The 19,864-nt window shown below is 54.1% G+C and carries 18 protein-coding genes and 1 pseudogene; 8 read left to right on the top strand and 11 right to left on the bottom strand.

What is annotated here, in order from left to right:
• Position 1: 1 nt before the first annotated feature.
• From DK510_RS01145 to DK510_RS01110, 8 genes and pseudogenes are all read right to left on the bottom strand, one after another.
• Positions 2-919, bottom strand: a pseudogene (locus tag DK510_RS01145) (NAD(P)-dependent oxidoreductase); the annotation flags it as partial.
• Between the two features lie 109 nt (positions 920-1,028).
• A complete protein-coding gene (locus tag DK510_RS01140) occupies positions 1,029-2,033 on the bottom strand; it encodes a Gfo/Idh/MocA family protein (RefSeq protein WP_109310548.1) in 1,005 nt (334 codons plus the stop codon).
• Positions 2,030-3,532: a UxaA family hydrolase gene (locus tag DK510_RS01135; RefSeq protein ID WP_109310547.1), complete on the bottom strand. Its 1,503-nt coding sequence runs from the start codon at positions 3,530-3,532 to the stop codon at positions 2,030-2,032. Before DK510_RS01135 ends, DK510_RS01140 begins: the two co-directional genes overlap by 4 nt.
• 24 nt (positions 3,533-3,556) lie before the next feature.
• Positions 3,557-4,507: a phytanoyl-CoA dioxygenase family protein gene (locus DK510_RS01130; RefSeq protein WP_109310546.1), complete on the bottom strand. Its 951-nt coding sequence runs from the start codon at positions 4,505-4,507 to the stop codon at positions 3,557-3,559.
• A gap of 10 nt (positions 4,508-4,517) precedes the next feature.
• Complete coding sequence (locus tag DK510_RS01125; RefSeq protein WP_109310545.1) at positions 4,518-6,140, bottom strand: TRAP transporter large permease subunit; 1,623 nt, start codon at positions 6,138-6,140, stop codon at positions 4,518-4,520.
• Positions 6,140-6,982 (bottom strand): TRAP transporter small permease subunit, encoded by an 843-nt coding sequence (locus tag DK510_RS01120; protein WP_200833186.1) that lies wholly within the window; start codon positions 6,980-6,982, stop codon positions 6,140-6,142. The genes DK510_RS01125 and DK510_RS01120 overlap by 1 nt, the downstream gene beginning before the upstream one ends.
• Positions 6,983-6,998: 16 nt before the next feature.
• Positions 6,999-8,168 carry a mandelate racemase/muconate lactonizing enzyme family protein gene (locus DK510_RS01115; protein ID WP_109310544.1) on the bottom strand — a complete coding sequence of 390 codons (1,170 nt, stop codon included), beginning with the start codon at positions 8,166-8,168 and terminating at the stop codon, positions 6,999-7,001.
• A 79-nt stretch (positions 8,169-8,247) separates the two neighbouring features.
• Positions 8,248-9,261 carry a TRAP transporter substrate-binding protein gene (locus DK510_RS01110; RefSeq protein ID WP_058274866.1) on the bottom strand — a complete coding sequence of 338 codons (1,014 nt, stop codon included), beginning with the start codon at positions 9,259-9,261 and terminating at the stop codon, positions 8,248-8,250.
• Positions 9,262-9,369: 108 nt separating this feature from the next.
• Here DK510_RS01110 and DK510_RS01105 point away from each other — a divergent pair, with 108 nt between their 5' ends.
• On the top strand, positions 9,370-10,110 hold the full coding sequence (locus DK510_RS01105) for a GntR family transcriptional regulator (RefSeq protein WP_234998843.1): 741 nt from the start codon (positions 9,370-9,372) through the stop codon (positions 10,108-10,110).
• On the opposite strand, the gene denD is transcribed toward DK510_RS01105, so the two are convergent.
• Both denD and DK510_RS01095 read right to left on the bottom strand, forming a co-directional pair.
• Positions 10,107-11,042, bottom strand: coding sequence for a D-erythronate dehydrogenase (gene denD / locus DK510_RS01100; RefSeq protein WP_234998842.1), 936 nt, complete (start codon positions 11,040-11,042; stop codon positions 10,107-10,109). The genes DK510_RS01105 and denD overlap by 4 nt on opposite strands.
• Before the next feature lie 29 nt (positions 11,043-11,071).
• A complete protein-coding gene (locus tag DK510_RS01095) occupies positions 11,072-11,956 on the bottom strand; it encodes an NAD(P)-dependent oxidoreductase (RefSeq protein ID WP_109310542.1) in 885 nt (294 codons plus the stop codon).
• A gap of 190 nt (positions 11,957-12,146) precedes the next feature.
• Between DK510_RS01095 and DK510_RS01090 the strand changes: the two genes are divergently transcribed.
• Genes DK510_RS01090 through DK510_RS01070 form a run of 5 tightly spaced genes read left to right on the top strand, consistent with a single transcriptional unit; the run spans position 12,147 to position 17,081 of the window.
• Positions 12,147-12,905, top strand: a complete 759-nt coding sequence (locus DK510_RS01090) for an SDR family oxidoreductase (protein ID WP_109310541.1) — start codon at positions 12,147-12,149, stop codon at positions 12,903-12,905.
• The gene (locus DK510_RS01085) at positions 12,902-14,698 is read left to right on the top strand and encodes an IlvD/Edd family dehydratase (RefSeq protein ID WP_109310540.1); all 1,797 of its coding nucleotides are present in this window, start codon (positions 12,902-12,904) and stop codon (positions 14,696-14,698) included. The genes DK510_RS01090 and DK510_RS01085 overlap by 4 nt, the downstream gene beginning before the upstream one ends.
• 11 nt (positions 14,699-14,709) lie before the next feature.
• Entirely contained in the window at positions 14,710-15,558 is an 849-nt protein-coding gene (locus DK510_RS01080; protein ID WP_109310539.1) for a fumarylacetoacetate hydrolase family protein, read from the top strand.
• On the top strand, positions 15,551-16,474 hold the full coding sequence (locus DK510_RS01075; protein ID WP_109310538.1) for a 2-hydroxyacid dehydrogenase: 924 nt from the start codon (positions 15,551-15,553) through the stop codon (positions 16,472-16,474). Before DK510_RS01080 ends, DK510_RS01075 begins: the two co-directional genes overlap by 8 nt.
• A gap of 16 nt (positions 16,475-16,490) precedes the next feature.
• Positions 16,491-17,081: a LysE family translocator gene (locus tag DK510_RS01070; RefSeq protein ID WP_109310537.1), complete on the top strand. Its 591-nt coding sequence runs from the start codon at positions 16,491-16,493 to the stop codon at positions 17,079-17,081.
• 47 nt (positions 17,082-17,128) lie between these two features.
• Here the strand turns inward: DK510_RS01070 and DK510_RS01065 are convergent, their stop codons facing one another.
• A complete protein-coding gene (locus DK510_RS01065; RefSeq protein ID WP_109310536.1) occupies positions 17,129-17,896 on the bottom strand; it encodes an SDR family oxidoreductase in 768 nt (255 codons plus the stop codon).
• Between the two features lie 69 nt (positions 17,897-17,965).
• On the opposite strand from DK510_RS01065, the gene DK510_RS01060 reads away from it, so the two are divergent.
• Together DK510_RS01060 and DK510_RS01055 are read left to right on the top strand one after the other, a co-directional pair.
• Positions 17,966-19,024, top strand: coding sequence for an L-idonate 5-dehydrogenase (locus tag DK510_RS01060; protein ID WP_109310535.1), 1,059 nt, complete (start codon positions 17,966-17,968; stop codon positions 19,022-19,024).
• The gene (locus tag DK510_RS01055; protein ID WP_234998841.1) at positions 19,017-19,835 is read left to right on the top strand and encodes a phytanoyl-CoA dioxygenase family protein; all 819 of its coding nucleotides are present in this window, start codon (positions 19,017-19,019) and stop codon (positions 19,833-19,835) included. The genes DK510_RS01060 and DK510_RS01055 overlap by 8 nt, the downstream gene beginning before the upstream one ends.
• Positions 19,836-19,864: the final 29 nt, after the last annotated feature.

Genomic DNA, 19,864 nt, shown 5'->3' with positions numbered 1-19,864 from the left:
ATCAGGTGTTGAAACGCTTGACGTAGTAGTCAACCATCTGGCTGACCATGTCGTCCGCCTGACCGTGGTCGCGGGCGTCCTTCAGCGCCGAAAGCGCGCCCTGCGACATCAAACTGGTAACGCCTGCCTCGCGTGCCATGCGGTCATAATACCCAAGGTCTTTTGCCGCGTTCTTGATCGCAAAGGCCAGCTGGTTTGGGTCGTTCTCTACGCCGTAGGCTTTGACGAAGTCCATCATTCCGGAATGCAACGGCCCTGCGGCCATAACGTCATACACCTGCTTGCGGTCAACACCGGTGATATCTGCCATGGCAAAGGCTTCGGCCATCGCGTTCGCAACGGTCATTCCGAAAAAGTTGTTGATCAGTTTGATCGTGTGTCCGGACCCAACGGGGCCAAGGTAAAAAACGTTTTCGCCCAAATGCTTCAGTGTCGGCTCGGCCTTGTCAAAGGCAGCCTTGTTGCCGGAAGTCATAATGTTGAGCTTGCCTTCTAGCGCGTGCGACGGCGTCCGGCCAAGCGGCGCATCCAGATAGCTTCCGCCGGCTACTGCAACCTCTTCGGCCAGGGCGCGTGTGCTGCCCGGGAGCGAGGTGCCAAAGTCGATGACGATCGCCTCTGGCTTTAAGCCCGCAATCACTCCATCTGCACCGCGCATACGGCCCTCGACCTGTTCGGAGGTTCCCATGCACAGCATTACGATGTCGCTGGCCTGAGCCAGTTCCTGGGCGTTCTTCATCTCGCGGGCGCCCCGGTCAATCGCGGGGTCCAGGTATGTTCGGTCGCGGTTTCCCAATACAGCGACCGAGTATCCTTGGTCCAACAGTCGGTTCACCATGGCTCCGCCCATTAGTCCCAAACCGATAAACCCGATTGATGGTTTGCTCATTGGTTTCCCTTTCCGTGAATGTGACTGGTTTTCATTCTTGTGTTTGGTGCAGGCGGCTTTGCAGTTTGAGTGCTCATATTGCCCGGCGGATAATCATTGGGTTTTGAGTAGTTCGGTATTTTGCCGGGCCGTATGTCCATCAGGCTGGCGCCCGCGCTCGAGTTGTTCGCACCTTTAGCCCCTGTTCGATCCATGATGTGACCTCGAGCGTCCGGGCAGCATCCTCGACGTCGATCAGTGGAGGGGCGCCGTCGATTACGTCAAGGAAGTGATCCAGTTGCGCCTCAAGCGGTGGGCGTTGCTGTTCCGGTCGTGTAAGTTGGTCTTTTTGGGCCGCAGTGCCCCAATCCTGTCCGCGCCACAAGGTCATGGAGGGAAAACTGACAGCGCCGCTGGTTCCCGTAATCCACATCATGTCCTGATGGGTCGTGCCGATGTTCGGGTTTTCGCCGGTTCCGGCCTCAAACCCCCAAGGGCTGGGTGCGGTGTCGGCAAAGCTGATAGTGCCCGTCGCGCCGTTTTCGAACGCGATCGCGACAGCCCCGCTTTCCATCCGATCCGATCCGCGGATCGACGCGCCGGGCAGGGCGACGACATCTGAGATTTCTCCGATCACAAAGCGCAGGACATCGATGTCATGGACCAAATTGATCATGACTGGGCTGCCATCGGAAGTCCGCCAGTTCTGTTCAAAATAGCTGTCGGGTTTGCGCATGGCCCACAGTAACGAGACGTTGATGACTTGTCCGATCTTACCTTGCGCGATCACCTCCTTCAGGTGTTGCAAGATTGTATGATACCGCCGATGGTGGCCTACAAGGCTGCGGACATTGGCTTGGCGAACGGCCGTCTTCAGGCGCAGGGCGTCATCGACCGATGCTGCAACCGGCTTTTCGATCAGCATGTGCCAACCGCGGGATGCGGCCAGAATGCCGTGTTCGGCATGCAGGCGGGTTGGCGTCGCGATGATGACGCCATCTACCGGGTCCTGCACCTCGTCCATACTAGCAAAACGCGGCGCGTCGATCTGGATCGAGCCATCTGGATCGGCCAACCCGACCAACATGCAGCCGGGATGCTCAATCACGGCGCGTACGTGGCGGATACCGATTAATCCGCCGCCGGCTACAAGGATCCGTTTCACATCACCGCTCCGATTTGCCAGGGAACAAATTCGTAGTCCCCCAAGCCCTGCGCCTCGGACTTGGTCCGCGCACCCGAGGCGACTTGGAGCAGCCGTCGGTATATTTCCTGTCCTTTTTCTTCGACGCTGGCGCCTTTGGTCAGAATGTCGCCCGCATCCACGTCCATGTCTTCGGGCATGCGTGCTGCCAACTCAGAGTTGGTAGCGATTTTCAGCGTGGGTGCCGGTTTGGACCCAAATGCAGAGCCGCGTCCCGTGGTGAAGCACACAAGGTTGCACCCGGCCGCAATCTGCCCAGTCACCGAGGCTGGGTCATATCCGGGGCTGTCCATGAAGGTGAAGCCTTTGGCGGTGATGGGTTCGGCGTATTTGAATACACCGGTCAAAGGGGTGGTTCCGCCCTTCGCCGCTGCCCCCAGCGATTTCTCAAGGATAGTCGTCAGACCGCCTTGCTTGTTGCCGGGGCTTGGGTTGTTGTCCATCGAACCGTGATTGCGAGCGGTATAGTCCTGCCACCAATCGATCAGTCCGATCAGTTTTTCCCCAGTTGCACGACCAAGGGCGCGGCGGGTCAAAAGGTGTTCGGCTCCATAGATTTCGGGCGTTTCCGCAAGGACTCCTGTGCCTCCTTGGGCAACCAACAGGTCGCAGGCATGTCCGAGCGCAGGGTTCGCGGTCACACCCGACCAAGCGTCCGATCCACCGCATTGCAGCGCAACCATCAGTTCGGACGCCGGGGCTTCGCTGCGCTGCGCCTCATCGGCAAGGGGCAGCATCTGGTTGATCTTGCTGATGCCCATTTCCACGGTCCGGCGCAATCCGGCGACGTTCTGGATGTTCATCGTATGGAAGGTTGGGCTCTGCTTTAGCCCATACGCGTCCAACAGCCAGTCGATCTGGTTCATCTCGCAGCCCAGACCGACCATCAGAACAGCAGCGTGATTGGGATGTTTCGCAAACCCCCACATGACCCGTTGAAGAGCTTCGAAACCGTCGCCAGAGTCGGCCATTCCGCAGCCCGTTCCGTGGACAAAGGCAACCACGCCGTTGACGTTCGGAAACTCTGCCAGCTTGTCCGGCGTGAAGTGATTGGCAATCATGCGGGCCGCAGTCGCCGAACAGTTCACGGTGGTCAGAACCGCGATGTAATTGCGCGTACCGACCCGACCGCTGTCCCGGTGGTAGCCCATGAACGTATCGACCGAGGTGGCGGGTTTCATGGGCCGGTGGTCCGTCGCAAACTCGTAGTCCACGCTGGTATTGCGGAACTCGATATTGTGGGTGTGCACATGGTCGCCAGGTTCGATCCGTTGGGTGGCGTAACCGATAATCTGGGCGTATTTTCTGACCGGATCACCGGGTGCAAGCATCCGCGTGGCGACCTTGTGTCCCGAGGGGATGCGCGCATTGGTCGAGACATTTTCGACCATACTACCGGCCTCCAGCGGCCGAGTTGCAACCACCACGCTATCCGTTCGATCTAATCGTACAAAAGTCATAGTCAGCTTTCCTGGGGGCAGCAGCTAGGCGCAGAACGGCGAGTCCGATGTCCACCGGTGAATATCTATATGCGGCTGTCCGGACAGCCTTGCTCTCGCCGCTTCCCAATTGGACTTGCAGACGCGCCAATCTCGCAGCTCGGTTTCGGGGCGCGATCTGGACCTTGCGATGAAGCTGGGGAAATGGCGTCGGCCGGTGGGCTGGCCTGCCGCACTGAAGCGGATGTCGAACGACCAGCGGAACCGGTCCGTTTCATTGACTAGCGAAGCATGTGGCGTCAGAGGGTGAAACAGGATGATCCCGCCCGCCTTGACAGGCAGAGGCACGGCTCGGCCTTCGTCAATGAAGCCGTCGGCAATGCCTGTCTGCGTTCGCGCGCAATGTGGCAGGATGGATTGGTCCTGTGCCTTTGGCAACACTTGCAGGCAGCCGTTTTCGACGGTTGCATCGTTGACGGCAATCCAAACCGTGACCATGTCGGTCTGATCTGCATCCTCCAACGCAACCGCCCGGTCCTGATGCCAGTCCGTTGCCGTGATGTGCGCACGCACCTCTTCCTTGGACAGCTTGAGGGCGGGCGGCTTCAGCCGAACGTGCTGGATCGGGTTGCTCACCAACTCTGGCCCGATCAACTGCTCGACAATGTCAAGCATGGGCTGGGCCGTCAGCAAGTCGAACACTGCGGGCCCAATATGGAACGGTGTGTCCGCCATGATCCGATCGCCGGGCAACGAGATGTCCAGCGGCTGGAAATAGTCGCAACCGGCCTGATAGGCGGACAGAAGTTTGTCCCAGAAGGTCATTCTTGACGGGTCGTTCTTGACCAGCCCTTTGTTGTACCAACCGTCATAGAGCCGGTTCAGGACATCCGAGTATTCGGCCTGTACCCGATCCAGGACATCGCCGGGAATTACATCCTCGACCAAGAGGTATCCGTCCGTCCGGAACTTGCCAATCTGATCTTGTGTCAGCATGGTTGCAACCTCACAACAGCAGCGCGATGATGCCCGGCCAGATCAAAAGAACGGAAAGCGCCAGCAACTGGATCCCGATGAATGGCAGGAAGCCGCGGAAGATATCCGTCAGGCTGATATGCGGCGGGGCTACCGACTTCAGGTAGAACGCGGCCGGGCCGAAAGGTGGCGAGAGGAAGCTGACCTGCATGTTCATACAGAACACCACGCCGAACCAGATGGCGACATGGCTCGGCTCTAGCTGGCCAAAGACCCCGATTTCCTCGATGGGAAGGCGCAGGACGATCGGTAGAAAGACCGGAATGATCAACAGAACGATGCCGACCCAATCCATGAATGCGCCCATGAACAGCAAGATCAGCATCATCACCAGAATGACCAGCATGGTCGGCAGCTCCTGGCCGACGATCAGGTCGGCCACGTATTGGGGCCCGCCAGCAATGGTGTAGGCACCCGCCAGCGCGGCGGCCCCGATCGTAACCCAGATAATGGTACCTGTGGATCTTAACGTCCGCATCAAGCTGTCCCAAACCAGCTCAAACGATCCCTCGCCCCGCAGGATGGCGATGATCAGGACGGCGAAGGCGCCCATGCCTGCTGCCTCGGTGATGCCTGTGATCCCGCCATAGATCGAGCCGAGAACGACGCCGATGACGACTAGCGGCGCGACGAGGCCTTTGCCCATTTCCCACCCTATTTTGGCGCGCTCTCTGCGAAAGACGAAGAAGATCAGCAGAAGGGCGACGATCGTGATGCCGGCAAACCAGGGCAGGTAGTCAGCTGTCCCCAGCCGCGCTGGTTCACCCTGGCTGGCAGCGTTTGATCCGGAAAGCTCGAAGAACGCAGCCCGGATAAACAGAACGGTGGAAAATCCGGCGACGACGATGCTCATGAAAGCCCCAAACAGTTTGCGTTTTTCAGCCGGTTCGGGGTCGTTCGGGTCCGGCTCCGGCAGCGGAGCGTGATGAGGATTCAACTGCGTTCGGATGATGATGTACAGGATGATCATCGAGGCCAACATGAAGCCGGGAATGAAAGACGCGGTGAACAGCGACTTGATCGAGGTTTCGGTGATCAGCCCATAGATGATCAGAACGATCGAGGGAGGGATCATAGTGCCAAGCGACCCCGAGGCGCAGATGACGCCGATCGCGAGATTCTGATCGTAGCCGAGGCGCAGCATCTGGGGCAGGGCGATAAGGCCCAGCAGGACAACCTCACCGCCGATTATGCCGGACATGGCCGCCATGATCACCGCCATGATCGAGGTCACGATCGCTATGCCTCCGCGTGTTCTGGACAGCCAGACATTCAGCGACGAATACATGTCTCGCGCGATTCCGGACCGCTCTAGCAGCGACGCCATGAAGATAAACAATGGCACTGATATGAGCACGTAGTCCGTTAAGAGCCCGTATATCTTCTGCGCCAGGATATAGAGCGGCCCAGTCCCTGGCCGACCGGTGAGTACCCCGTCGCCGAATGAAAACGGGTTCAAAAGCAGTGTCGGTTCGAACTTCAGGACAAGAACCAGAACCGCAAGCGAAGCCGAGGCCAGACCTAAGGGCATTCCGATCGCCAGAAGCACGATCAGGGCGACCATCAGGATGAGTGAGATTGTTCCAATATCCATCAGTCTTGTCCCACCGCTCGTTTGATCATTTCAATTTCGTCTTCGTCCGGTTCATCTGTGTGGATTTCCGGTTCTTTGTTCCAATCCGCGATCAAGTTCAAAATTGCTTGCATTGCGACGAGCGTAATTACGATCAGCACCATCGGCTGCAACGTCGCCGGGATCGGAGGATTGAAGGCGGAGCCATAAAGCTCCCATTTATAGAGTTTGTTGACGAACACCTGTTTGTAGCTGCCGTAGACCAGAAAGAAGGCAAACAGTACGATCAGGATTGTCGAAACCGTATCAAAAACACGCTGAAGCCAACGTGGAACTGCGTCGTACAGCAGGAATATTCGAATATGACTGCGTTGTTGCATGGCGTAGTAGCCAGACATCAAAAACACAAAGCTGGCGAACCAGAGCGTCATTTCGTTGGCCCACTCGGTCGGCTTTTCCAGGATATAGCGCATGAAGACTTCGTAGAGCATGACGACAGTCATGATTGCGATCATCATCATGGTAACTCGGCCTATGAATAGGGCAAAACGATCCATAATCGTCAAGCCTTGGAACTCCATCGTCGCTGGGCGCACGGTCTTGGTGCCAATCACTGCAAGAAACGGCAGAAGGACGAGCGCGGCTACGTCGATGATGTCGACATACCCCCCGAACACGCCAGGCAATTCGGGCGTGACGTCGCTGCGCAGATATATTTCCGTTACCTGGCTTTTGAGGGATTCAGAGGTGTAAGGCAGCCAATCCAATAGGAATGATGGGAGATGCCAAACAAGCCAACTGGCAGTCGCGACGAAGGCCAACGGTATGAGCCATTCAAATGGTCCGCCTGAATTCTTGTGCATCGCGTAACCCTCGTCCCTATCCTTCGATCCTGTAGTGATCGATAAAGTCTCGATTCGGCTCGACCCCCAGTCCGGGGCCAGTCGGGATCATGACACGGCCGTTGTTGGCCTTGACCTGATTTTGAATTTTCAGCGGTACGGTCAGCAGATCGTCCCGAAACTTGTTGTCCGTCGTGTCGAATTCCAGCATCGGCTCCCATGGATGCAAGCCGCCTGGAATTGGGGGCATGGCCGCCAGTAAATGCAGATTAGTTGCGACAGCGATGGCGCTACCCCAGACGTGATTTACGACCGGAGTGAAATGTGCGTGGCATAGGGCTAGGACCCTGAGATACTCTGAAACACCGCCCAAAGCGCATACTTCTGGCTGCGCTATATCAATGCCGCGATTTTCAAGAAGATTGCGCCAAGCCCAGCGATTGAAAACTGCCTCCCCGCCCGAGATGTTGACTTTCAGCGAAGTGCGCAATTCGCGGTACCCGTCAATGTCTTCTGGCGCGACAGGTTCTTCGAACCAATATGCGTCCAGTTCTTCCAACGCCCGACCGACAAAAAATGCGTCCGAAGTCGTATAAGCATGGTTTGCATCGACCATATAGGGAAAGTCGTCACCAACTCCGCGTCGAACTGCTTCGCACAGCTTCACATCAGGCTTCGGGCCAAAGCCCGTTTTCATTTTGGTGGCGGTAAATCCCATTTCCTTGATCTTTGCGGCTTCCTCCTCAAAACGGCTGGCCAGACTAGAAATCGGTTCATCCCGAAGCATCATGCCGTAGCCGTAGCAAGGAACGCTTGTGCGATGCGCGCCGCCGACAAGCTTATGGAGGGGGAGGCCAGAGATTTTGCCGGTGATGTCCCAAAGTGCGATGTCCACCCCGGACAAAGCCTGTATTGGCATTCCGCTTTGGCCATGGTCTCGCAGAAGGTTGTACACCTTGTGCCAGATCACGTCTTTGTCCAAAGGGTCCATGCCAAGGACCAATGGTTGGATTACCTTTTCTACGATAGATTTGTTGGCAATTGCTACGTTTCCGGGACCAAAACACTCCCCCCAACCGGTTACCCCTTCATCTGTCTGAATCTCGACCAGATGGGTTGTACGCTTGTCATAATACTGTTGCGAGTAGCCCAGAACTTCCGGCATGTCGTACTGCAGTACGTGACTTATTATTCTTTTGATTTTCATGAAATTCTGGATCCCGGCGCCGATCCGGAGGGGCCGCTAGTGCGGCCTCTCCGTGCGTCGTAATTCGGTCGAAGCCTGACTACTGCATTGCTCCCAGGTCACGCAGGAAGTTGATGTGGCTTTCCAAAAGTGCCTGTGCCTCAGGGGTCGTCGCGAATTCAGTCCAACCGACCTGAACGGCCGCGCGATACGCTGCCAGGTCTTCAGGCGACCATTCGTACAACTGAACCCCTTTTGCTTGCAGGTCTTTTGCAGTCTGAGCGTTCTGCACTTCATTGATAGTGGCATTGTGCAATGCCAAGCTATCCATTGCGACTTCCATGATCTTCTTGTGGTGCGCAGGCATAGCTTCCCAAACGTCTTTGCGACAGGCTAGATGATCTGCAGGCATCGAGTGAAAACCGGGATAGTTTGTGTGACCTGCGATCTCGTACAGACCCAGTCCCACATTGTTAGTCAGGTTCGCGGCATCCGCGCCATCAATGATACCGGTTTCCAAAGCCGTAAAGATTTCGTTGAAGTCCATAACGATCGGAGAAGCACCAAGTTCCGCGAACACTTTGGTCGCAAGGCCTGGAGGGGAGCGGAATTTCCAATCTTTGAAGTCGTCCACTTTTGCAATCGGCTTGGTCGAAGAAAGCGACTCCGGCCCGGGGATCCACCATCCGATGAACTCCATGTCGTAGCCGTTGTATAGATCATTCACAGCTTCTCTTCCGCCGCCATGAAGAAGCCAAGCCATTTGCTGATATGGGTTCTGATACCCGCCGAGCAGGTCGCCCGCAAACTGGAAGGCCGGATTTTTACCGGTCTGATAGCCGCCGCCCGTCATGTCGCAGTCCAGAATTCCCGTAGCTGCGGCATCGAAGGTTTCAACTGATTTGACCACCGAAGAGGAATAGAACATTTCAACTTCGATTTCGCCGTTCGACATCTCCTGAATGTCTTCAACGAATTTTGCAGCCATCTGACCAGAAAGAGTTTCGGGCGAAAAATGGGTTTGAATTCTAAGTTTCGTTGTTTCAGCCATCGCGAAACCGGCTGCCATTGTCGTGGCTACGGCCGCCACGGCCGCTGTCTTGACTATTTTCATAGTGTCCTCCCAGACGTTGAGCATTGCGCTTAGTGGGAGATCTTGTCGCCTCCGCTGCTGTCACGCAGATAAACGTTAAGCCGACGAATCGAATGCAACAAGAAAAATTTGAAATTTCTAAAAATTTCGAGATTATTGCATAAATTCGAAAAAATGCTTACAACGCTACTTGAACAAAAATTGAAGGCGCATACCGGGATGAAAGAAGAAGTCGATATTTATCAAGATCTTAAAATGCGCCTAGTCTCTAATGGATTCGAGCATGGAGCCAAGGTGAGAGCTGAAGAACTTCGTAATGAGTATGGCTGTTCTGCGAGTGCGGTTCGGGAAGTCCTTTTTCGTTTGGCCGCTGTTGGATTGGTGGACTTTCAGGAACAAAAAGGTTTCCGCGTGCCAATGCGTTCGCCGCAGAAGCTTATCGAATTGACACACGTCCGTGTTTTGTTGGAGGCCGAAGGTACCGCAATGTCGATCCGCAGTGGCGGGGTGGATTGGGAAGCAAGATTGACGGCCGCGCATCACAAGCTTAGCCATATCGAAAAACGCATACACTCCACAGACGACCCGAGCGGCCTTATCGAGATATGGTTTGCCTCGGAGAAGGAGTTTCACCAAACGCTTATTTCTGCCTGTGGCTCGGAAACTTTAAAACAAATGCATAGCCGAATTTACGCGCAATTCAGACAGCAGTTGATGGTGGCAGATCGGAACTTTGAGTTCATTTCTCAAAACATAAGACACCATGCCGATATACTTGAAGCAGCATTGTCAGGGGATGAGCAGTTAACACGAGACAAAATTCACGATCATCTGAAACGCCACCTAACTGGAAAGACGATGGGCGACTAAAGCCGAAAATCGTCTTCTAGATACACCTGAATGATTTCGTCGAAGCTTGATTCGGCCTTGAACCCCAACTCCAGAGCGCGATCTGTTCGAAAGTCGCGCGGCCAATTCTTGACTATTCGTTCGATTGCCTCGTCGGGTTCTCGCCTAATTAAGCCCACTGCACCTTGACCGGCCACATCGCGCAGCGCTTCGATTTGTTCGGCGACGGTGCAACTTACGCCCGGCATGTTCAAAGCGCGTCGATCATTCAAAAGTTGCGTGTCCATTGTTGCTGCGTGGGTCAAAAAAGTCGCAGCGGCGCGGGGGCTGGCGTGCCAGTGGCGAACAGTTTCGGCAACTGGCAAAACAGCCTCATTCCTATTCAAAGGCTCTCGGATTATACTTGAAAAGAAGGAAGAAGCGGCAGCGTTGGCTTTGCCAGGGCGCACACACAAAGTGGGCAAGCGTAAGGAAGTACCGTCGAGATATCCTTTCCTGCTGAAATCTGTGATCATCAATTCAGACGCCGCTTTCTGCGCTCCGTAACTGGTTAAAGGTGCCGAGAGGAACTCATCGCTTAACTTTTCGGGGAATGGTGACCCGAAAACTGCTATAGATGAGGCAAAAACCAGACGAGGTGTGTACTCGCCTCCTGATGCCTCGTGTTCATCTTTGAGTGCGTTCAGCAGTGCCCACGTCGCCATAAGGTTGACATCCCAGCCCAACGCAAAGTCTTTCTCAGCTTGGCCTGAAACGATAGCTGCAAGGTGGAATATGACGTCCGGGCGTGGAGCTGCAACCGACTTGGCGATGCCTGACGCAGTCAAATTCCCAACAATTTTCTTACCTGGCGCACTGTCGAGCGGAAACGAGAGATCGAACAGTAAGAGTTGGGCGTCTGCTCCAAAAGTCTCTTGGGTCGAAATGCGATGGGCCAGTTTCTGGCCCAGCATTCCTCCGCCGCCTATAACAAGGATCCGCGTCACAGCATTCCATTCCGTTTTTTGAGTTCCAGATACAAAGCCGAATGATCCAGTTCGGCTCCATTCATTTCGTCTATCAGATATTCGAAACGGTCGCGTACAGATTGGGTGCTAGGTAGCTCAACGCTCAGGCTTCGTGCCTCCTCTAGCGTGTTGTCCAAATCCTTTAATTGAAACTTTGACAAACCCCCGGGTACAAAATTCTCATCAGACATGCGTTCGCCATGTTGTTGTAAGATAATGCTGTCCGCAAAGCCCCCCTTCAGTGCGGCCCTCAACGCGGTGGGGTCTGCACCGCCTTGCTGAGCCAGTAGTGTCGCTTCGGCGACAGCCGATATTGTCACAGCGACAATTGTTTGATTAGCCAATTTGCACAATTGACCAGAACCACTTGGGCCCACATGCACAGGGCGGCCCATTGCTGACAGAACCGGTCGCACGCGCTCCATAACGTCCTGATCACCACCGACCATGATCGCAAGCGTGGCAGCTTCGGCACCTTTGGTGCCGCCGGAAACCGGGGCATCCAGATGCTGCAACCCCATCGAAGACAATTGCGCGGATTGTACTCTGGCGTGTTCGGGTTTGGCGCTGGACATATCAATCCAGATCATCCCGGGTTTGAGTTGTTCACGGAAAGCCTCGTCAGAAAGCAGCGCGCCAATTGCGTATCCATCCGACAGCATGGTTACTATTACGTCTGCACCCGAAACCGCCAGCGGGGCAGTTTCCGCCAATGTCGCGCCTTCTGCCGTCAACGGTTTTGCCTTTTTCAAGCTGCGGTTCCATACGGTTAGCGGAAATTCGGCGCGCAAAATATTCCTCGCCATAGGAGCGCCCATCAGGCCGGTTCCCAATAGAGCTATTTTGAACTGCTTGCTCATAATCCTCTGTCCTTCCGAAGGTGCGCCACGCATGGTTATGGCCAAACCAAAATCTCTGTCATACGCTAACGGCTCTGGGCCCACATGCCAGAAGTCGTTGCAAATCCGCCAAGGTTTCTCTGCTTCTCGGTTGATCTGTGGGACGAAGTAACACTTGTCCAGTCGCCACTTTTAGGGTCGGAAAATATATATGTCAGAGAGACTTAAGGGAAAAAACGTCCTGGTCACAGCCGCCGCGCAAGGGATCGGACTTGCAAGCGCAATTGCGATGGCAAGAGAGGGTGCGAAAGTCTATGCGACGGATATTAACCCTGAAAAAATAAATTTGATTCGCGATCAGAATCTCGAAAATCTCAAAATTTTCGAGATGGATGTGACGAATAATGACAGTATTCATCATGGGGTCGCGCGAGCGAAGCCGGACGTTTTGTTCAACTGCGCCGGGTTCGTGCATCACGGAACTATTCTGGATGCGACCGATGAAGAATGGGACTTCGCCATGGACCTCAATTTGCGCTCAATGGTGCGCACGACAAAGGCTGTATTGCCTGGGATGCTAGAGCGCGGAGGAGGCTCGATAATCAATATGTCTTCCGCACTGGGTTCCATAATCGGTGCGCCAAATCGTTGTGTATATGGAACGACAAAGGCTGCTGTTGTTGGGCTGACTAAATCGGTAGCCGTGGACTTCATAACACAAGGAATTCGGTGCAATTGCATTTGTCCGGGAACAGTCGACAGTCCCAGTTGGCGTGATCGCGTAGATGCGTTGGGAGAGCAACTGGGCAGCAGAGAAGAAGCCCTTGCACAATTTGTGGCGCGTCAGCCTATGGGGCGTGTAGCGAAGGCAGAAGAGATTGCCGCATTGGTCGTCTATCTGGCAAGCGATGAAAGTGCATTCACCACGGGACACACGCACATAATTGACGGGGGATGGTCAGGCCAATGACTAAAATATCAAAAAATGATCTGCGATCTCGCAAGTGGTTCATGAATTCTGAGAACCTTGAGATGACGGCATTGTATTTAGAGAGATACCTGAACTACGGGTTGACCCGCGCAGAACTGCAATCAGGCAAGCCGATCATTGGGATTGCTCAGACCGGGAGTGATTTGAGCCCCTGCAACCGGCATCATATCGAGTTGTCCAAACGCGTTCGCGACGGAATCATCGCCGCCGGGGGAACGTGCATCGAAATACCAGTCCACCCGATACAAGAGACCGGTAAACGGCCAACGGCCTCTCTCGACCGCAATCTGGCTTATCTGTCCCTCGTTGAGAGTCTATTCGGGTACCCGATTGATGGCGTTGTTCTGAACATTGGTTGCGACAAGACAACGCCCGCACTTCTTATGGCCGCTGCGACCGTCAACATCCCAGCGATTGCGCTGTCGGTCGGCCCAATGCTCAACGGCTGGTGGAAAGGTGAGCGCGCCGGATCAGGAACGGTTATTTGGAAAGCGCGCGAAGACCTTGCAGCTGATGAAATCGACACCGATGAGTTCATGGAGATCGCGGCCGCCGCGGCACCTTCGGTGGGTTATTGCAATACGATGGGAACAGCAACGACCATGAATTCGCTTGCTGAAGCCTTGGGAATGCAATTGCCGGGATCAGCAGCCATACCAGCCCCGTATCGAGAGCGCGGTCAAATCAGTTATGAAACGGGTAAACGCATTGTGGACATGGTCTGGGAGGATTTACGCCCCAGCGATGTGATGACACGTCAGGCTTTTGAGAATGCGATTGTCATAAACTCGGCGATTGGCGGATCGACGAACGCGCCGATTCACCTGAATGCAATCGCCCGGCATCTTGGTATTCCATTGAGCAACGATGACTGGCAGAAACTTGGCCACGAAGTTCCTCTGTTGGTTAACATGCAGCCTGCGGGTAAATATCTGGGCGAAGATTACCAACAGGCCGGGGGTGTTCCCGCCGTTGTCGGAGAGCTTCTTGATGCTGGATTGCTGCCGCATCCCAATGCGAAAACGGTGAACGGTAAGACGATGGGCAATAACTGCTCGACGCGCCGGTCTCAGAATAGCGACGTAATCAAGCCTGTCAGTAGCCCGGTTAAGCAACAGGCCGGGTTCATCAATCTCTCGGGCAACTTGTTCGAGAGCGCGATTATGAAGACATCTGTGATCTCACAGGTCTTTCGAGAGACCTACCTGTCGAACCCGGAAGATCCTAATGCATTTGAGGGCCGGGCGGTTGTGTTTGATGGGCCCGAGGATTTTCACCATCGGATCGATGATCCCGCAGAAAAAATCAACGCAAACTGCATTCTGATTATGCGCGGAGCAGGACCAAAAGGGTACCCAGGTGCCGCAGAGGTCGTGAACATGCGTCCGCCTGCATATTTGTTAAAACAAGGCATCGAAGCCCTTCCTTGCATCGGTGATGGCCGGCAATCCGGCACATCAGGAAGCCCGTCTATCCTGAATGCTTCACCCGAAGCTGCAGAGGGCGGTGGGCTGGCCTTGGTGCGAACTGGCGACCGACTGCGTATCGATCTAGGCAAAGGTACAGCAGATATGCTGGTTTCGCTTGAAGAACTGCATGAACGCGCCCGCGATCTGGAGGCAAAGGGTGGGTATTCAATGCCGCCCAACCAATCCCCGTGGCAGGAAATTTTCCGCGAAAAAGTAGATCGTTTGGATCGCGGTATGACGCTCAAGGGGGCAGAAAACTACCACGATATCGCGCGAGGGTTCATGCCACGCGACAATCACTAAAAGGAACAGAAATGAAACTTGTTCGTTACGGAGCAGAGGGCTCGGAAAAGCCTGCGTTGGTCGACTCTGAGGGTCAATTGCGGGATCTGTCCGCTCATATCAGTGATATTGCGGGTGATATGTTGGATGACGGAACGCTTGATAACCTGCGCTCATTGGATCCAAACAACCTGCCAATTGTAGAGGGTGCCCCTCGTATCGCACCGTGTGTCGGTGACATCGGTAAATTTCTTTGCATCGGTTTGAACTACTCGGACCATGCTGCAGAAACCGGCGCAGATATTCCCGAGCATCCGATACTCTTTTTTAAGGCTAACTCAGCGGTCATTGGGGCATATGACGAGGTTGTCATGCCGCGGGGATCTACACACACCGACTGGGAATGCGAACTGGGCGTCGTCATCGGCAAAACAGCCAAATACGTTTCCAAGGCCGACGCGCTCGAATACGTTGCTGGCTATTGCGTCGTAAACGACGTGTCGGAAAGGCATTTTCAAACTCAACTGACCGGTCAATGGACCAAAGGCAAGTCTTGCGACACATTTGGCCCTACTGGCCCGTGGCTAGTGACCCGGGATGAGGTGCCGGATCCTCAAAGTCTTGGTATGTCACTGGATGTAAACGGTCAGCGCATGCAAACCGGGAATACTGCTACGATGATCTTTTCCGTTGCTGAGATCATTGAACATCTAAGCCAACTTTTCACATTGCATCCCGGTGACGTCATTTCAACTGGAACACCGCCCGGTGTTGGAATGGGGATCAAACCGGAACCAGTTTACCTAAAAAAAGGCGACGTCATGGAGCTTCGCATCGATGGACTTGGCGTTCAGCGGCAAGAGGTCGGCCAAGATGGCTGACTTGTTGCAAATCGGAGGGATCACTGAACGGATGCGAGAACTCCTGTCCACAGTGTTCAATATTCATCAATTGGACGATTTCAGCGCGGAGCGTATAACACATATCGTTACAAATGGGCATGATGGCGTTCCGCATGACCTGATGACATCACTCAGCAGTCTAAAGATGATCAGCGTCTATGGAGTCGGTTACGACGCCGTCGACGCAAATGCCGCGGCTGAGCGCGGGATTGTTGTGACGCACACACCCAATGTTTTGAACAAAGAAGTCGCAACCACCGCCGTTCTGCTGTTGCTGTCATGTTATCGAGAGCTCATACGTGACGACGATTATGTTCGGTCCGGACGGTGGGAAGTTGAAGGTAATGCCCCTTTGACGCGATCAGCGGACAATCAAAGAATAGGCATTCTTGGTCTTGGTCGCATTGGTCAGGCGATCGTTGATAAGTTGGAGCCGTGGGGCCCCGAAATCTCTTATCACACCCGCAATCAAAAGGATGTCCCGTACCGATATTTCGACAGTTTGGTTGAAATGGCAGAACATGTGGACGTCCTCATATGCATCACGCCTGGCGGCCCGTCGACCAATAGACTGGTCAACGCTGAGGTGTTGCGCGCGTTGGGGGCAGGCGGCACTCTAATAAACGTTAGTCGAGGTTCGGTTGTCGACGAAACTGCCCTAATCAATGCATTGCAAAACGGTGAGCTCGGGTGGGCAGGGCTTGATGTTTTTGAGAACGAACCGTGCGTTCCAAAAGCATTGCGCGAGTTGTCCAATGTCGTTCTGCTCCCTCACGCTGGCAGCGCTACTATTGAGACGCGTTCAGCTATGGGTGACCTAACTGTCGACAATCTCCTGCAACACCTTAAGGACGGATCGGTGATCACAGCTGTGCCGGAATGCAGAGATCTATAGAAGGCCAATCTGAACAGTGTTTGAGTTTGCCGTTGCGGTTTTCTTTCTGTTGATTACGCCTGGCCCAGGTGTTTTGACAACTGCGGGCATTGGATCAGCATTTGGTTTTCGAGCTGGGCTTGCTTTTGTGGCCGGTTTGATGCTGGGCGGGTTCATCAACATGATGTTGGTTGTCTCTGGAGTCGCTGCAGTAGCTTTGGCTATACCAGTACTTAGAACTTTGCTGCTATTTGCCTCCGTCGGGTATTTGGGATTTCTCGCCTGGCGTATTGCAAGCGCTGGCTCAAAGGTCGGGTTTTCCCCCGCGGTCTCGCCACTTGGTTTTGCGAACGGGCTGACACTTCAGTTCATTAATCCCAAGGCTTACGTGGTCGGCACTGCATTGTTTTCTGGGTTTGCCTTTTTGCCCGATGCGCCCGTTTGGGAGGTCGTCATAAAAATCTTAGTATTCAATATGATTTGGGTGCCAGTGCACATGATCTGGCTGGGTGCTGGCGCAAAGCTGGGCAGCCTTGATTTAAGTGAGAGTTCACATCAAAGGATCAACTTTGCGATGGCGGCTTCATTGATGGTTGTTGTGGTGATTGCTTTGGCGTCGACGCTTTAAACGAAGCCTGCGTCAGTCGTACCTAGCAGACGGTTGAAAGACACAAATCAAAGTGACGCCGTTATTCCGCCATCAACGTAGAGAGTATGTCCATTGACGAAACTGGATGCAGGGGAGGCAAGGAAAATGGCGGCACCGACAAGTTCTTCTACATTGCCCCAGCGACCGGCCGGGGTACGTTTCTCGAGCCATGCACTGAACTCAGGGTCAGCAACCAATGCGGCGTTCAAAGGTGTATCGAAATATCCAGGCGCAATGGCATTGCAGTTTAGACCATACTTAGCCCAATCAGTCGCCATTCCTTTTGTAAGGTTGGTCACGGCACCTTTTGTTGCCGTGTAAGGCGCAATACCCGGTCTTGCCAATGCGGATTGAACCGACGCAATGTTAATGATCTTACCTGACTTTCTTTCAATCATGTGCCGTGCCACAGCCTGACCGACGTGAAAGACGGACGCTACATTAGTCTGTAGCAAGCGCTCGAAGGCGTCAGCGGGGAAATCCTGTAACTCCGTCCTGTGTTGCATTCCGGCGTTGTTTATCAGGATGTCTATGGGGCCGACATTGTCTTCAAAGTTGTCCACAGCAGATCGGACACCTTCATGATCGGTTGCATCGAACGAAAGTTTGCGTACCGAGGCGCCTGTTTCGCTCAACTCGGATGCGGCTGCCGCTAGTTTCGCGGTGTCGCGCCCGTTCAAAACGACCTGCGCACCGGCAGCAGCCAAGCCACGAGCCAACGCAAATCCAATGCCTTGGCTAGAGCCTGTTACTAGTGCTCGGGTTCCCTCTAGGTTGAACATTTCAAGCGTCATGCAAAAACCCCTTGGTTGTCAGCGCCGACTATCCGTATCTTTTGGCAATCTGTATAGGGAGTCTGTGCAATGTCTTCGACCAGTGTTGCTGTAGTTATCCATGCCGCAAAAGATCTGAGGTTGGAAAACCGAGACGTACACGATGTGGGGCCAGACGAAGTCTTGATTGCCATGCGCGCGGGTGGGATTTGCGGCTCTGACCTGCATTACTACAACCACGGTGGTTTCGGTGCGATAAAGTTGCGTCAACCGATGGTGCTTGGACACGAAGTCGCCGGGGAAATCGTGAAAGTTGGGTCAAGTGTGCAGGGGATGCACTTAGGCCAACTGGTTGCAGTTTCTCCATCCCGCCCTTGCCAAGCCTGCATTTATTGTCTGAACGGGCAGCAAAACCACTGTCTTGATATGAAGTTCTATGGCAGCGCGATGCCGTTCCCGCATATCCACGGCGCTTTTCAAAGCAAACTCGTGGCGAAGGCCAGCCAATGTGTTCCGGCAGATGGGTTGAGTCCTGCGCAGGCTGCTATGGCCGAACCTCTGGCTGTCTGTTTGCACGCGATTAAACAAGCTGGGAGCCTCTTAGGAAAAACGGTACTGATAACGGGATGCGGTCCGATTGGCTGCCTCACGATCTTGGCGGTACGTCGTTTAGGGGCGGCCAGAATAGTGGCAACGGATATCTCGGACCAGACCCTCGCTTTGGCGCGTGAATGCGGGGCAGACGATGTCATCAACACCTACGCCGATCCGCAAAAACTGGAGCAGTTTGAAAACGACAAGGGCCAGGTTGATGTCCAACTGGAGTGTTCTGGCGCTCAATCGGCTCTGGCTTTTGGCGTCGCATGCTTGCGACCGGGTGGAACATTGGTTCAGCTTGGTCTGGGCGGAGATATGACTGTGCCGATGCAGGCGTTGACTGCAAAAGAGATAGTGCTTCGCGGGTCCTTCCGTTTCCATTCCGAGTTCTCAGTCGCGGTCGAGATGATGCGAAGCGGACTAATAAACGTCGACCAGTTGGTAACGCACTCCTTCGAAGTTGGCGAGGCTGTCACTGCCTTTGAGGTCGCGTCTGATCGAAGCCAATCAATGAAGGTGCAGTTGACGTTTCCGGAAAATGACAATGGATAGACAAGTGCTTGATATCGCAAAAACTTATGAAACAGACGGTTTCGTAGCTCCAATGGATATCCTGACAGCTTCGGAGGTCCAAACGCTGCGCGATGATTTTGAGAAAGCAGAGCGCATTCTCAGAGACGACCCAGAGAAACTCAAGCTTCTATATTCTTATCCGGACAGGCTGATACCATCATTCGATGTACTTCTTCGCCATCCGAAGCTGATTGAGGCTGCTTCAACACTGTTGGGGCCGGACCTCATGGTTTGGAGCGGTGCACTTTTCGTAAAAGAAGCGCGATCATCGAAGATAGTCTCGTGGCATCAAGACTTGACCTATTGGGGTTTGGATGATGCTGAAGAGGTAACCTGTTGGGTTGCGATTTCGGAAGCGACTGAGCAAAGCGGGTGTATGAGGTTTGTTCCTGGCAGCCATAAAAGCCGTATCGTGCCTCACGTGGACACCTTCAGCGAAAACAATCTTTTGTCACGTGGGCAAGAAATCGCAGCCGATGTAAACGAAAAAGATGCAGTTGCTGCCGAATTGCGTGCAGGGCAGGCATCCATGCATCACGGGCATCTCTTTCACGCATCAGGGCCCAATAACACAGACGATAGACGCATTGGTGCGGCTTTGCGTTTCATAAAGCCCTCAATGAAACAGCAAAACAGAGTGAAAACTTTGGTTGCGCTAGTCGCAGGGCGAGATGATTTTGGGCATTTCTTGGTTGCGTCCTCCCCTCAGGGCTTTTTGCATGAGAACGATTTCGTTTTGTGTAAAAGGGATGCAGATCGCAAAAAACAAATACTCTTCGCCGGAGTGTAATGACTCCCTTCGAGGGTCCTGTCAGAAGA

Source organism: Ruegeria sp. AU67 (assembly GCF_900312795.1).
GTDB classification, from domain to species: domain Bacteria; phylum Pseudomonadota; class Alphaproteobacteria; order Rhodobacterales; family Rhodobacteraceae; genus Ruegeria; species Ruegeria atlantica.
This window is presented reverse-complemented; position numbering and strand designations above follow the sequence as displayed.